Origin of the sequence: Caballeronia arvi (genome assembly GCF_001544695.2) — a bacterium.
GTDB classification, from domain to species: Bacteria; Pseudomonadota; Gammaproteobacteria; order Burkholderiales; family Burkholderiaceae; genus Caballeronia; species Caballeronia arvi.
Genome location: NZ_FCOM02000037.1, coordinates 1 through 13,381 on the forward strand (window position 1 = coordinate 1; position 13,381 = coordinate 13,381).

Consider the following 13,381-nt stretch of genomic DNA (forward strand, 5'->3'; position numbering starts at 1 on the left):
CGATTCGTTATCAAGAAGCTCCGACGCCTCTTGATCTTCAAGCCGACCCGACAACTCATTAATCAGCGTTTCCCTAGGTGTTCTCGGCGTGGGAGATCTCACCGAAAAGATGGTGCGCGGTTTGCTTCACGACGCAGGCGAGATTGAAGTCTTCCTGTCGCCCCGCGGTCGTGAGAAAGCTTGCGCGCTGTCCAGGGAGTTTTCGTGTCACGTCATGCCTGATAATCAGGCCGTCGTGGATGCGGCCGACATCGTACTCATTGGAGTGCGGCCTAAACAGTTGGTTGAACTTGCACAGCAAGTCACGCTGAGAAGGGACCAGAAATTGATATCCCTGGCGAGCGGTGTATCGGTCATTGAACTGCGTCGGCTCTTCGATATTCAATGCTGCGTACGAGCCATATTGTCTTACGCCGCTGAAATCAATCGCGCGACGGTCGCCATTTTTCCGGCAGATCCGGAAGCGCAGACGCTGCTCCGTTCGCTCGGCAATCTTGTTGTCCTGGCCAGTGAAACCGAGTTTGAACTTGCGACTGTCAGCGCGTGCATGAATGGCTGGTTCTATTTCCTGCTGCACGACTTGCAGCATTGGCTGGTCGAAAAAGGGCTGCCGCCAGAACGCGCCAGAGCGCTCGTGACTAGCAGTATGGAAGACTGTGCAGCGTATGCCAGGCATCAGGATTCGCTGTCGATCCGGGATCTTGGTCAATCCATAGCGACGCCGGGTACCTTCACGGCACAAGGGCTGGAGATGCTCGAATTGCATCAGGCCAACGCAGCCTGGAACGCAGCATGTGAAGTCGTATTCGACGCGCTTTTGACTCAGTCCGGCAGAGGTGATCCGGAAGCGCACTAGCCCGATAACTATAGAACATAAAATTATCGACGATAGTCATTCAAGTTACTTATACACTTAGGAAAACGAATGTTAAATTCGAGCGTAGTTGGTGGAGACATAAGAGCCGATCGAGATGTGGCTTCTCTCGAGGATGCACCTTTGAACAGCTTCCATAAGCGACTGACGTTTTACTCGTCTGCCGCCCCGTTTCTGGATGGCTATATTCTGAGCATCATCGGCGTGGTGATGCTGCAAATGAGTCACGCTTTGCAGTTGACCTCCGTCCAGGAGGGCTTGATCGCGGCATCGTCGCTTATCGGCATGTTCCTGGGCGGTTTCGTTGGTGGCGTCGTCACCGACAAGCTCGGCAGAAAAACGCTATACCTGCTGGTTCTCGTCGCGCTCGCGCTTTTTTCCTTGGGGCAGTACTGGGTCACGTCCGCCTGGCAGTTGATCGGGCTGCGGCTGCTGCTGGGCATGGCGATCGGGGCCGATCACCCGCTTGCCACATCGTTGCTGGCTGAATTCCTTCCGAGAAAGCAGCGCGGTTCCCTCCTGGCCAGCCTGGTAATGATGTGGTTCGTCGGTGCATCGGCGGCATATATTTTCGGCGAGATGATCATGCGATCCGCCGGCCCCGACGCCTGGCGATTCGCTCTGGCCAGCGCGGCGATCCCCGGCGCCATCTTCCTGATGCTGCGAGCCGGTACGCCCGAGTCTGCACGTTGGCTCCTGAGCAAGGGCAGGGTTTCCGAAGCCGACCAGGTCATCAAGAAGGTGTATGGGACGCAGTATTCCGTGCGCAACCTGCACGAAGTCACGCCCCAACAACATCTGTCGGTCTGGTCCTTGTTTCATTCCGGCTATGGCAAGCGCATTTTCTTTGTCAGCATGTTCTGGACTTGCGCGATCGTTCCCGTGTTCGCAATCTATTCGTTCGCGCCAAGGATTCTTGCAGCATTCGATTTGACGGGTGATCGGGCGTCCTGGGGTTCCGTGGCCATCACGGTCATCTTCGCCGTAGGTTGCCTCGTGGCGCTGAAGCTCATCAACCCCCTGGGGCGACGCAATCTGCTGATTCACAGCTTCCTGTGGTCTGGTCTGTCTTTGTTGTTGCTTGGACTCTTCCCCAACAGTTCGGCGCTGGTGACGCTGCTGCTGTTCGGCGGCTACGCGTTGTTCATTGGCGGGGCCCAGGTTCTGGAATACGTGTACCCGAACGAACTTTTCCCGACGGAAGTGCGGGGTAGCGCAGTCGGTCTGGCGACTTCGCTTTCGAGAGTCGGTGCTGCGATGGGAACGTACCTCGTGCCAATCTCGCTCAATTCGATCGGTATCGGCAATACGATGTTGGCGGCTTTTGGAGTCTCGATGGCAGGCATGCTCGTAGCCATCTTGATGGCGCCGGAAACCCGTTCGCTGGATCTTCAGCAGGCGGCTTCCCTTCGCAAGTCATGACGCCCTGAGCACCTGATTCACGCTTTCATCAGGCTGAAATTCATTTGCCCAGCTTGCGATTTTCAAAAGCCCGGGTTGGAGAGAAAACATGTCATTCAAGAGAACCATTCATGCGGTCGACACGCACGCCGGGACGCCTATGCGCGTGATCACCGGCGGCGTGCCGCACATCCCTGGCAACAGCGTCTATGAAAAGATGAAGTGGCTGGAAAAGAACGACGATCAATTGCGCAAGCTGATGCTGCGCGAGCCGCGCGGCTATCCGGCGCACTGCTGCAATATCATCGTTCCGCCTTCTCATCCCGAAGCGGACGCGGGCTACATCATCATGGAGCAGATCGAGTACCCCGTCATGTCCGGCGGCAACACCATCTCCGTGGTGACGGTTCTCCTCGAGATGGGCATGCTCCCGATGAAGGAGCCTGTCACGGAACTGATTCTGGAAGCGCCTGCCGGGCTGATCCGTGTAAAAGCCGAGTGCAGGAATGGCAAAGTGAAGAACGTCACCTTCCAGAACGTACCGGCCTTCGCCGCGCATCTGGACGCAGTGATCCACGTTCCGCACCTGGGCAAGGTGACGGTCGATGTCGGTTGGGGCGGCATGTTCTACGTCATCGCCGATGTCCGGCAGTTCAAAGGCCTTGAACTGATTCCTCAGCATGGTTCGGAGATCGCGCGCATTTCTTCGATGATCAGAGAGGCCGCCATCGAGCAATTGCCGGTGGCTCATCCGGACTATCCGGGAGTCGGCATCACCATTACCCAGTTGTCCGGCCCGACCGATGATCCCAATGCGGACTGGAAGAACGTGGTGACGATGGCGTCGGGGGATTTTTCCTGGGACGACCCCACTACATGGACGGGCGCGCTGGACCGCTGTCCCTGCGGTACCGGTACGTGCGCGAAGATGGCTGTCCTGCACGCGAAGGGAGAACTGCCGCTGAACAAGGACTTCCGTCACCAGAGCATCATCGGAAACGTGTACACGGGACGACTCCTGGAGGAAACGACCATCGGCGATAAGACCGCAGTCGTTCCGACCATCACGGGCACGAGCTGGATTTACGGATTGAACACCCTCGTTCTGGATCACGACGATCCGTTCACGGAGGGCTTTACCGTAGGCGATATCTGGGCTTGATATCCCATCGAATCGATCGAAAGTTATCCGCCAGTACGGGAGTTCTGGCGGTCGCGTCACCTGAAATTCACAAGGCTATCTCATGATTCAAGTTCTTACTGTCGTTCGCAATGCCGAAGGCGCCGCTATGGGGCAACCCCAGCCGGCGAAATTGCCCGTGGGCGATGTCGTTGCCAGTCAAAGCACGGCGCAGCATCAGGATGCGGTTGAAGTGGATGCTGGTGTGGGTGTCTGGGAAAGTTCGCCCGGGGTTTTCCGTCGCCATCTGAAAAACCGTGAGTTCAGCCATATCGTCAGCGGCTGGTGCGTCTTCACTCCGGATGGCGGCGAGCCGGTGGAATTGCGTGCCGGCGATGCGGTGCTGTTTCCGGCGAACTGCGAAGGCGTATGGGATATTCGCGAGACGCTTCGCAAAACCTACGTTCTGTTCTGAGGTGGGTTTGAGCGACTCAGGTGGACCCTAACAATCGCTCCACTTCATGCCGACGCTTCCGATAAGCAGAGGGCGTTTCCCCATACTGCTTTCGAAACCAGAGAATGAAATGCGATGCATCGGAGAAACCAGACTCGATAGCGATGGTGGTGACATTTCTGCTCGTATCCGCCAGCTGTTTCCGCGCGTGCTCGAGTCTGAGCTTTCGCCAGTAATTCGCGGGCGCGTCGTGGGTGTTGTTGAGGAACGCGCGATGCAATTGCCGAGGACTCGTGCCGGCATGGTCCGCGACCTCTTTCAGCGTCGCCGCCGAGCCAAGGTTGATCCGCATGAACGCAATCGCCTTCCGCACGATATCGTTTTGATAAACATGCGGCTCAGTGTCGGATTGGACTTCCGATGTTTTCTCGAGGGCCGTGTCTGCCAGCAGATATTTGAGGCCCTTCTGCGCGCGAATCTCGCCGCAATGACGGCGAATCATGTTGGCGGCCAGATCGATAGCCGTTCCGCCGGGACACGTAATGATCCCGCCGTCATCCACATAGCTCTTGTCGATCAATGCCGTGGCGGAAGGGAACCGCTGCAGGAATTCTTCGCGGATCGTGAAATGGACGGCGCATCGCCGGCCGTCCAGCAAACCTGCTTTGCCGAGCACGAAAGAGCCGGAACACAGTGCAATGATCGGCACGCCGGCCGCATGAACGTTGCGCAGCACATCCAGCAGCCAGTCAGGCGGATCTCTTGTTTCTCCCAGCAGTCCGCCCGCGAGCACGATGTAATCGTATGATTCGAGCTGCTCCAAGCGCTTCGTCGGCAAGATCGGCATGCCGCAACTCGCCGCGATAGGCCGGTCGTTGCATGTCATCCAGTCCCACTTGCAGTAAATCTGCCGGCTGCGGAACGACTTATCCGCGGCGAATCGCAACGAATCAACCAGGCCGGCCACGGGGACCAGCGTGAATTGATTCATGAGAATGAACCCTACCCGCAGATCCGGCCGAGTCGGCGGCGAATCTGCGGATTCTGGACTCTCGTCTCCATCGTTTTCGTCTTCTATTTCCATCGCTCATCTCCGGAAGGCCCGGTACGCCCTGCACTCGGAGTGTATGACGTTGTCGCTGTCCTGTATGTTGCAGATAGACCTAAAAATATAATACTACTGCCATCTCGAGACTGCCCGCCGTACGAGCGAACATGTCCGTCTATGGCCTAGGGAAAGCCCCAGTGCGGGTTATACGGCGCATTCTAAAAACTGTCCTTCGCGTGATATCCCGCTGGTCTCGACATCGGGAAAATCGGTCCCTGATTTGAATCTATTTCGGGGCAAAGCATATGTACCGAGGTTTCTGGTATGCGCAGGCGCTGGATCGTGAATGTGCCTTGGCGCCAGCGCTTGAAGGAACGACGCATGCCGATGTGTGCATCATCGGTGGCGGTTATCTGGCGCTGTGGTCTGCGATCCGCATGAAGAAGGCCAGGCCGAGCCTGGATATCGTGATCGTCGAGAAGGATCGCTGCGGCTCTGGCGCCAGTGGACGCAACGGTGGTTTCGTCAATAACTGGTGGGCCAAGTATCTTTCGCTGATGAGTATTTGCGGCGAAGCCGAGGCGCGGCGCATTTGCGAAGCCGCGGAATCGGCCATCGATGAAATCGGCGAATTCTGCCGCGAGCACGACGTCGATGCGCAGTTCCGCAAGGACGGCTGGCTGTGGACTGCGAGCAATCCGCGCCAGCATAACTCCTGGCTGGTGCTGACCGAGAGCCTGGCAAAGTATCACGTCAACCCGTTCAAGACGCTGACCCCCGAGGAGGCAAGGTACAAATCGGGCTCTCCGCGTATCTTGTCGGGCATTTTCGATCCGAATGCCGCCACCGTGCAGCCGGCCATGCTGGCGCGCGGTCTGCGCCGCGTGGCGATCGAGCTGGGCGTGCGCATCTATGAAAAGACGCCGATGACTCGCCTGGAACGCAGCAAGCCGCCGGTCGTGCACACTGCGCGCGGCCAGGTCCGGGCCAGCAAAGTGGTCATCGCCATGAATGCCTGGGGCGCGCAATTTCCCGAGCTCAAGCGTATGTTCGTCGTCATGTCGAGCGACATGATCGCAACCGCGCCGATGAAGGCACGGCTCGATGCAACGGGCTTCAAGACCGGCGTCTGCGTGAGCGACTCGCGCACGGTGCTCAACTACTGGCGCAATACGCCGGACGGTCGCATCGTGTTCGGCAAGCCCCTGGGGCAATTCGCATTCGCCTCGCGGATCGGCAATCTCTATGACAAGCCATGCCCGGCGATCGATGGCGTCACCGCCGAGATGCGCTCCTTCTATCCGCAACTGGCCGACGTGCCCATCGTCAGCAGTTGGACGGGGCCGCTGGATCGCGCCATGAAGGGGCTGCCGAACTTCGGCTATCTGGGCGGCCACCGCGACATTGTTTTCGGTATCGGTTTTTCCGGCGCCGGCGTGGGCCCCACGGTGTTTGCGAGCCGCATCATCAAGTCGCTAGTCGAGGAGGCCAACGATGAATGGTCCAACTGCGGGCTGGTCGATCAGAAGATGAAGCTGCTGCCGCCCGAGCCGTTCCGCTTCGTTGGCGCGCGCATGGTGCGCGATGCGCTGGTTCGCAAGGAATCGCTGGAGGATCAGGATCGCGGTGCAGACCCGCTGACCAATTTCCTGACCTCGCTCGCGCCTGCCGGTTACGCGCCCAAAAAAGTCGTTACGAAGGGATAACCATGTCACATCACGTTGTGTTTCTCGACGACGAAGGCATTGCGCCTTCGGTGAAAGTACCTCGATTGCCTTTCGCGCACACCTGGTCCAGCCATGACTACACGTCACCGCAGGATCTGGTCGCGCGACTGAAAGACGCCACCATTGCACTGACCTGCAGCGTGCCGTTGCGTGCCGAGCATCTGCGGCAACTGCCCAGGCTCAGGATGATTTCGCTGGCGCTGACCGGTATCGATATCGTCGATGTCGACTATTGCCGTGAGCATGGCATCGTCGTGACGAATGTGCCCGGCTATGCCGCGAACACTGTTGCGGAGCACAGCATCGCGATGATGTTCGAATTGCTGCGCAAGCCGTCGAGCTATCATCGTTTGATGCAAAAGATTCATCGTGGCGAAGAGTCGCCGCGAAATATCTATTTCGACTTCCGTATCCGCGATGTCGGCGGCAAGACGCTCGGGATCATCGGGAACGGCGTCATCGCTCGTCGGCTGGGCGAGTTGGCGCGAGGCCTGGGCATGAAGGTCTGGTTCTATGACAAGGGCGGTGAATTCAAAGGCGAGCAGTTCATTCCGCTGGCGAAGCTTCTCGCGATCAGCGATGTGGTTTCTCTCAACGTGCCACTCACATCCGAAACACGCGACTTGCTCGGCGCGAAAGAACTCGCGCAGATGAAGCGCGATGCCATTCTGATCAATACCGCACGAGGCGGCATTGTGAATGAAGCAGCGTTGATCGACGCAATACTCGACGGCACGATCGGCGGCGCCGCGCTCGATGTTCTGGTGAATGAGCCCGTCAATCCTGAAGATCCTATCTTTCAACTGATTGATCTGGACAACTTCATTTTGAACCCGCATGTCGCCTGGAGCAGCGTAGACGCCATGCAAGGTCTGATCGACAAGGCGCTCAACAACATCGTTCAATTCGCGAACGGTGATGTGCCTCAATATGCCATTCAAAAGGTACCCGCATGACCTCCGACATCAAAACCAGCTTTATCGATGGCGCCTTCGTCGAAGCAGAAAGCCACGCCGATATCCTCGAGAATCGCAATCCTTCGCAGCCCACGGATATCGTCGACCGGTTTGCGCGTGCCGACGCAGCGCTGACGGAAAAGGCCATTCGCGCTGCAAAGACCGCATTTCGCGATTGGAGTACGAGCAGCCCGCAACTGCGCGCCAATGTTCTCGATCGGATCGGCAGTGAGATCCTCGCGCGCCGTGCGGAGCTCGCCGAACTGCTCGCGCGGGAGGAGGGCAAGATCGTGCGCGAAGCGCTGGGCGAAGTCGACCGCGCCGGTCACTCGTTCAAGTTCTATGCGCAGGAAGCGCTGCGCGCCAAAGGCGAAAAGTACGATTCCGTCCGGGAGTGCGTGAGTGTCGATGTGTTCACGCAGCCCGTTGGGGTGATCGGCGTCATCAGTCCGTGGAATTTCCCGTTTGCCATTCCTGCGTGGAAGATCGCGCCGGCGCTGGCCTACGGTAACACTGTCGTGTTCAAGCCGGCTGAACTCGTTCCTTCGTCGGCATGGGCACTCGCGGATATCATCTCTCGTTCCGGTCTGCCGGCCGGCGTATTCAATATGGTGATTGGGCCCGGACGAGTCGTTGGCGACACCATTCTGCGTTCTCCATCGATCGACGCCATCACGTTCACCGGCTCTGAATCCACCGGCCGTCAGGTTGCTCAAATTGCCGCTGAACGCATGATCCGTGTGCAACTGGAAATGGGCGGCAAGAATCCGCTCGTCGTGCTGGATGATGCCGATCTCGATGTCGCCGTCGAAGTGGCATTGAACGGTTCGTACTATTCCACGGGGCAGCGTTGCACGGCCAGCTCGCGCGTAATCGTGACAGCCGGTATCCATGATGCGTTCGTTCAGCGCCTCGCCGAGCGTACTCGCGCGCTTCGTGTGGGCGATGCACGCGGTCCCGAAAGCGATATCGGACCGGTCGTCGATCCGAGCCAGCTCAAGCAGAACCTCTCCTATGTCGAGTCGGGCTTGCGGGAGGGCGCAACGTTGGTGTGCGGCGGGAAGCATCTGGAGAATCACAAAGGCGCCTATCATTTCTCACCGGCACTATTCACCGATGTGAAGCCGGAGATGAAAATCTACCGGGAAGAAATCTTTGGACCGGTATTGGCCGTCCTCAAAGTGACGGATTACGAAGCGGCACTGGCGGCCGCGGAGGATACGCCGTTCGGGCTGTCAGCGGGTATCGTGACGACGTCGTTGAAGTATGCGGAGGATTTCAAGCGGCGCTCGTCTGCCGGCATGGTGATGGTCAATCTGCCCACGGCAGGGGTGGACTATCATGTGCCGTTCGGCGGAAATCGCGGTTCCAGTTTGGGGCCGCGCGAGCAGGGGACTTATGCCCGTCAGTTCTTTACGCGAGTGAAGACCACTTATCAATTGGCCTGAGCGGGCAGCGTGTCTTTGATCGATCGTCATCTGGGACGATCGATCTGAACTACTCGCAATCAAGCCTCTCGCAGATCGAGCGTCGACTCCGGCTGCGTGAACAGCCGGGTCATTCGAAGGATGTTCGGCAAGCCGAAGTCATCCACGCTTGGCGTGCGATGCCCCTTGGTCGATGCGACTTCCACCGCGATTTGCAAGGCACAGGACCGTTCCCTGAGCAGCGCGCCTAACGCATCGGCCAGCAACCTGCGATCCGTGACACTCAGACTGTCCAGCATTCCGCTGTAAGTCGATGACATTTTCGTCTCCCATCGTTTCTTGTGCCAAAGGAAGCACTGACAGTTCCAATCGAGTCGCAGGCCTGGAGTTCGTCAGCCGATCTTGTTCTTGTTATAGACATCGATGAAGACCGCCGCCAACAGGACCAATCCCTTGATCACCTGTTGGTAGTCGATGCCGATACCCATGATCGACATGCCGTTGTTCATCACGCCCATGATGAATGCGCCGATCACCGCACCCATCACTTTCCCGACGCCTCCCGATGCAGACGCTCCGCCAATGAAGCATGCTGCAATGACATCCAGCTCGAAACCCGTACCGGCTTTCGGCGTCGCGCTGTTGAGACGTGCGGCGAAGATGAGACCGGCGAGGGCTGCCAGGACGCCCATATTGACGAACGCATAGAACGAGATGCGCTCGGTGTTGACGCCGGAGAGCTTCGCCGCCTTCACGTTGCCGCCTACTGCATAGATGCGCCGCCCAATCGTCGTGCGGTTCATCACAAAGGTATAGGCTCCGATGAGCACACCCATGATGATGAGCACCGTGGGCATGCCTCGATAGGACGCCAGCAGATAACTGAAATAAACGATGAACGCGGTAAGCACGACGTTCTTGACGATGAACATCGCGAACGATCCGCTATCGACCCCATGCTTCGCCGCCTTGCTCCGTTGACGGGATTCGATATAGAAGAATGCGAGACCAACGAGAAGGCCGAGCAGAAGCGAAGTGATTCGAAGGTTCTGTCCGTTGAAAAAATCCGGGATGAAGCCGGAGCTGACAATGGCGAACACGTCGGGGAAGGGCCCGATCGACTGGCCTTGCAGCAGGGTGATGGTGAGGCCGCGGAACACAAGCATGCCCGCGAGGGTCACGATGAACGACGGCATCCGCCAGAACGCGACGAAATAGCCTTGTGCCGCGCCGATCAATGCGCCTGCGGCCACGCAGATGAGCGTTCCGAGAACGGGATTGATGTTCCACTGGACCATCAGCAACGCCGCGAGCGCGCCGATGAATCCCGATGTCGAACCAACCGACAGATCGATCTGACCGGCTACGATCACCATCAACATGCCGAGGGCCATGATGACGATATAGCTATTCTGAAGAACCAGGTTCGTCAGATTCAGCGGTTGCATCAAGGTGCCGTTCGTCGACACCTGAAAGAATCCCATGATGATGACCAGCGAAACGACGAGGCCATATTCGCGCAGTCCGCGCTTGATCGATTGGGTGTATTCCGTGTTTCGGCCTTTCGCTTCAGGCGTCACGGAAGTTGGAAGAGTCTCGCGCATTTCAGTTGGCTCCGTTTCTCATGATGGCACGCATGATTTTTTCCTGGCTCGCTTCGGCGCCTGGCATTTCGCCGACGATGGAGCCCTCGTTCATGACGTAAATTCGGTCGCACATGCCCAGCAATTCGGGCATCTCGGAAGAAATCATGACGACGCATTTGCCGTCATTGGCCGCCTGATTGATGATCGTGTAAATTTCGTATTTCGCGCCCACATCGATGCCGCGTGTAGGTTCGTCCAGGATGAGTACCTCGGGTGCCGAATACAGCCACTTGCTCAACACGACTTTTTGCTGATTGCCGCCGGAGAGATTGCCCACTTTCTGACGGATATCGTGGCATCGGATGCGCAGCTTTTGCTTGTAGTCCAACGCAATCGCGTTTTCCTTATGCTCATCGACAACGGTAAAGCGGGAAATCGCCTTGAGATTGGCAAGCGAGATGTTCTGCTTGATGTTGTCTTCCAGAATCAGGCCCGCGCCCTTGCGGTCCTCTGTCACGTACGCAAGTCCGTGTTTGATTGCTTTCGGCACCGTTGAGACGTCGACTTCTTTTCCGTTCAGCCTGACGGAGCCTGAAATACTCTTGCCGTAAGAGCGGCCGAATACGCTCATCGCGAGTTCGGTGCGTCCGGAGCCCATCAGCCCGGCTATGCCGACGACTTCGCCCCGTTTTGCATGGAAGTTCACGCCCTTGATGACGATGCGATCCGTCTGACTCGGATGACGCACTCTCCAATCGCTGACCTGGAACATCGTCTCGCCGATCTGCGGAGTGCGCGGCGGATAGCGGTCGTTCATCTCGCGTCCGACCATTGCCTTGATGATGCGGTCTTCGCTGATCGCTTGCGCCTTGCAGTCGAGTTCGTCGACGGTCGAGCCATCGCGAATGACGGTGATGGCGTCGGCCACCCGCGAGATTTCATTCAACTTGTGCGAGATGATGATGGCGGTCACGCCCCGCTCGCGCAGCTCCATCAGAAGCGTAAGCAGCGTGTCACTGTCCTTTTCGTTGAGGCTCGCGGTCGGTTCGTCGAGAATCAGGAGCTTGACTTCCTTGGACAATGCTTTCGCAATCTCGACCAGTTGCTGTTTGCCGATGCCGAGCGTGACTACCGGGGTATCGGGCGAATCGCTGAGGCCGACTTTCGCGAGCAGTTGCCGGGTTCTCGCGTAGGATGACTCCCAGTCGATCACGCCGCTCTTTGCCTGTTCATTGCCGAGGAAAATGTTCTCGGTGATGGAGAGCATCGGCACGAGCGCCAGTTCCTGATGAATGATGATGATGCCCGCGCGTTCGCTATCGTGGATGCCGGCGAATTTGCGTTCCTCTCCGCGATAGACGACTTTTCCCTCATAAGTCCCATGCGGATAAACCCCGCTCAGGATCTTCATGAGCGTCGATTTGCCGGCGCCGTTTTCTCCGCAAATCGCATGAATCTGGCCTTCGCGGACCGATAGATTCACGTTGTTCAGAGCTTTGACGCCGCCAAAGCTCTTCTGAATGCCACGCATTTCCAGAATCGTATCCATGACCTTCTAACCAGTGGCGTTGGACGCCGACAGGCGCATCCAGACGGATGCCCTGCCGGCAAATCATTCGAAGCTCGTTCGTATCGCACAAGCCTGTGTGATGACGACGCAACCGGGTCTTACTTCAGTTGGGCTTCCTTGTAATAGCCACTCGCGACGAGTGTCGTCTTCCAGTTGCCGCTATCGACCAGAACGGGTTTCAGCAGGTAGGTGGGAACGACCTTCACGCCATTGTTGTAGGTCTTCGTGTCATTGACCGGGACGGTCTTCTTGTTGAGCACTGCGTCAGCCATTTCGACGGTGGCCTTCGCCAGTTCGCGGGTGTCCTTGAAAACCGTGGTCTTCTGATCGCCGCGAATGATCGCTTTCACGCTCGGGATTTCGGCATCCTGTCCGGTGATGACCGGCATCGGTTGTTGTGCCGTGCCATAGCCGACTCCCTTGAGCGACGAAATGATGCCGACGCTGATGCCATCATACGGCGACAGCACGGCGTCCACATGCGCATTGCCGTAATACGCGGAGAGAAGGTTGTCCATGCGAGCCTGAGCCGTGGCGCCGTCCCAGCGGAACGTGGCGACCTTGTCGAAGGCAAGCTGTTTGCTGCGCACGACGAGCTTGCCGTTGTCCATATACGGCTTGATCACCGACAGCATGCCGTCATAGACGACGTGCGCATTGTTGTCGTCAGCCGAGCCCGCGAAGATTTCGGCGTTCGCGGGCGTCTTCCGGTTATTCAGGTCGAGCGACTTGACCACCGAGTCTGCCATCATCGCGCCGACGCCGAAGTTATCGAACGTCGCATAGTAGTCGACGTCCTTCGTGCCGCGAATCAGGCGGTCATAAGAGATCACCTTGATGCCGCGCGCCTGAGCCTTGCTCAGCGTGTTCGAGAGGGTAGTGCCGTCGATCGGCGCGACGACGAGAATCTTTACGCCCTTGGTAATGAGGTTCTCGATCTGGGCAATCTGGTTCGGGACTTCGTCCTCCGCATACTGGAGATCCGCTTGATAGCCTTTGGCTTTGAAAGCATCGACCATGCTTTGACCGTCGGAAATCCAGCGCGAGGACGATTTGGTGGGCATCGAGATGCCTACGACGCCCTTGTCCTCGGCGTTGGCATAGGGTGCAGTGGCGCAAAGAGCCAGCGCGAGGGTAGCGGTGATTAGTTTTAGCGATTTCATGTTGTCTCCTGGTGTCTCACGTTTTAGTTGATGCATGACTGCCTGGGGTGCCCGC

12 protein-coding genes are annotated in these 13,381 nt (G+C 57.8%); 7 read left to right on the forward strand and 5 right to left on the reverse strand.

From position 1 onward, the window contains the following. Positions 1 to 61: 61 nt before the first annotated feature. The 4 genes from AWB74_RS29505 to AWB74_RS29520 all read left to right on the forward strand — a co-directional run bounded on the left by AWB74_RS29505 (position 62) and on the right by AWB74_RS29520 (position 3,870). Positions 62 to 856 (forward strand): NAD(P)-binding domain-containing protein, encoded by a 795-nt coding sequence (locus AWB74_RS29505; protein ID WP_268811214.1) that lies wholly within the window; start codon positions 62 to 64, stop codon positions 854 to 856. Positions 857 to 997: 141 nt separating this feature from the next. Beyond that, a complete protein-coding gene (locus tag AWB74_RS29510; protein ID WP_235024720.1) occupies positions 998 to 2,296 on the forward strand; it encodes an MFS transporter in 1,299 nt (432 codons plus the stop codon). A gap of 88 nt (positions 2,297 to 2,384) precedes the next feature. Beyond that, positions 2,385 to 3,437 carry a proline racemase family protein gene (locus tag AWB74_RS29515; RefSeq protein ID WP_061150184.1) on the forward strand — a complete coding sequence of 351 codons (1,053 nt, stop codon included), beginning with the start codon at positions 2,385 to 2,387 and terminating at the stop codon, positions 3,435 to 3,437. An 82-nt stretch (positions 3,438 to 3,519) separates the two neighbouring features. Then, on the forward strand, positions 3,520 to 3,870 hold the full coding sequence (locus AWB74_RS29520) for a cupin domain-containing protein (RefSeq protein WP_061150185.1): 351 nt from the start codon (positions 3,520 to 3,522) through the stop codon (positions 3,868 to 3,870). A gap of 16 nt (positions 3,871 to 3,886) precedes the next feature. On the opposite strand, the gene AWB74_RS29525 is transcribed toward AWB74_RS29520, so the two are convergent. Beyond that, positions 3,887 to 4,933 (reverse strand): GlxA family transcriptional regulator, encoded by a 1,047-nt coding sequence (locus tag AWB74_RS29525; protein ID WP_061150186.1) that lies wholly within the window; start codon positions 4,931 to 4,933, stop codon positions 3,887 to 3,889. 269 nt (positions 4,934 to 5,202) lie between these two features. Between AWB74_RS29525 and AWB74_RS29530 the strand changes: the two genes are divergently transcribed. The 3 genes from AWB74_RS29530 to AWB74_RS29540 are packed head-to-tail and all read left to right on the forward strand — an operon-like array spanning position 5,203 to position 9,028. Continuing rightward, a complete protein-coding gene (locus tag AWB74_RS29530; protein WP_061150187.1) occupies positions 5,203 to 6,603 on the forward strand; it encodes an NAD(P)/FAD-dependent oxidoreductase in 1,401 nt (466 codons plus the stop codon). Positions 6,604 to 6,620: 17 nt separating this feature from the next. Then, complete coding sequence (locus AWB74_RS29535; RefSeq protein WP_200822047.1) at positions 6,621 to 7,580, forward strand: NAD(P)-dependent oxidoreductase; 960 nt, start codon at positions 6,621 to 6,623, stop codon at positions 7,578 to 7,580. A gap of 8 nt (positions 7,581 to 7,588) precedes the next feature. Next, on the forward strand, positions 7,589 to 9,028 hold the full coding sequence (locus AWB74_RS29540; RefSeq protein WP_087039278.1) for an aldehyde dehydrogenase family protein: 1,440 nt from the start codon (positions 7,589 to 7,591) through the stop codon (positions 9,026 to 9,028). 59 nt (positions 9,029 to 9,087) lie between these two features. On the opposite strand, the gene AWB74_RS29545 is transcribed toward AWB74_RS29540, so the two are convergent. From AWB74_RS29545 to chvE, 4 genes are all read right to left on the reverse strand, one after another. After that, positions 9,088 to 9,327 (reverse strand): hypothetical protein, encoded by a 240-nt coding sequence (locus AWB74_RS29545; protein WP_087039271.1) that lies wholly within the window; start codon positions 9,325 to 9,327, stop codon positions 9,088 to 9,090. Between the two features lie 72 nt (positions 9,328 to 9,399). Next, positions 9,400 to 10,611: a multiple monosaccharide ABC transporter permease gene (gene mmsB, locus AWB74_RS29550; protein WP_061150191.1), complete on the reverse strand. Its 1,212-nt coding sequence runs from the start codon at positions 10,609 to 10,611 to the stop codon at positions 9,400 to 9,402. Position 10,612: 1 nt separating this feature from the next. Then, positions 10,613 to 12,142, reverse strand: coding sequence for a multiple monosaccharide ABC transporter ATP-binding protein (gene mmsA / locus AWB74_RS29555; protein WP_061150192.1), 1,530 nt, complete (start codon positions 12,140 to 12,142; stop codon positions 10,613 to 10,615). 119 nt (positions 12,143 to 12,261) lie between these two features. Next, positions 12,262 to 13,326 (reverse strand): multiple monosaccharide ABC transporter substrate-binding protein, encoded by a 1,065-nt coding sequence (chvE, locus tag AWB74_RS29560; RefSeq protein WP_061124969.1) that lies wholly within the window; start codon positions 13,324 to 13,326, stop codon positions 12,262 to 12,264. Positions 13,327 to 13,381: the final 55 nt, after the last annotated feature.

Coding starts and splice junctions, on each gene's coding strand:
- mmsB (WP_061150191.1), bottom strand. CDS start 10,611: ATGCGCGAGACTCTTCCAACTTCCGTGACGCCTGAAGCGAAAGGCCGA.
- AWB74_RS29545 (WP_087039271.1), bottom strand. CDS start 9,327: ATGTCATCGACTTACAGCGGAATGCTGGACAGTCTGAGTGTCACGGAT.
- AWB74_RS29525 (WP_061150186.1), bottom strand. CDS start 4,933: ATGGAAATAGAAGACGAAAACGATGGAGACGAGAGTCCAGAATCCGCA.
- AWB74_RS29530 (WP_061150187.1), top strand. CDS start 5,203: ATGTACCGAGGTTTCTGGTATGCGCAGGCGCTGGATCGTGAATGTGCC.
- chvE (WP_061124969.1), bottom strand. CDS start 13,326: ATGAAATCGCTAAAACTAATCACCGCTACCCTCGCGCTGGCTCTTTGC.
- AWB74_RS29520 (WP_061150185.1), top strand. CDS start 3,520: ATGATTCAAGTTCTTACTGTCGTTCGCAATGCCGAAGGCGCCGCTATG.
- AWB74_RS29515 (WP_061150184.1), top strand. CDS start 2,385: ATGTCATTCAAGAGAACCATTCATGCGGTCGACACGCACGCCGGGACG.
- mmsA (WP_061150192.1), bottom strand. CDS start 12,142: ATGGATACGATTCTGGAAATGCGTGGCATTCAGAAGAGCTTTGGCGGC.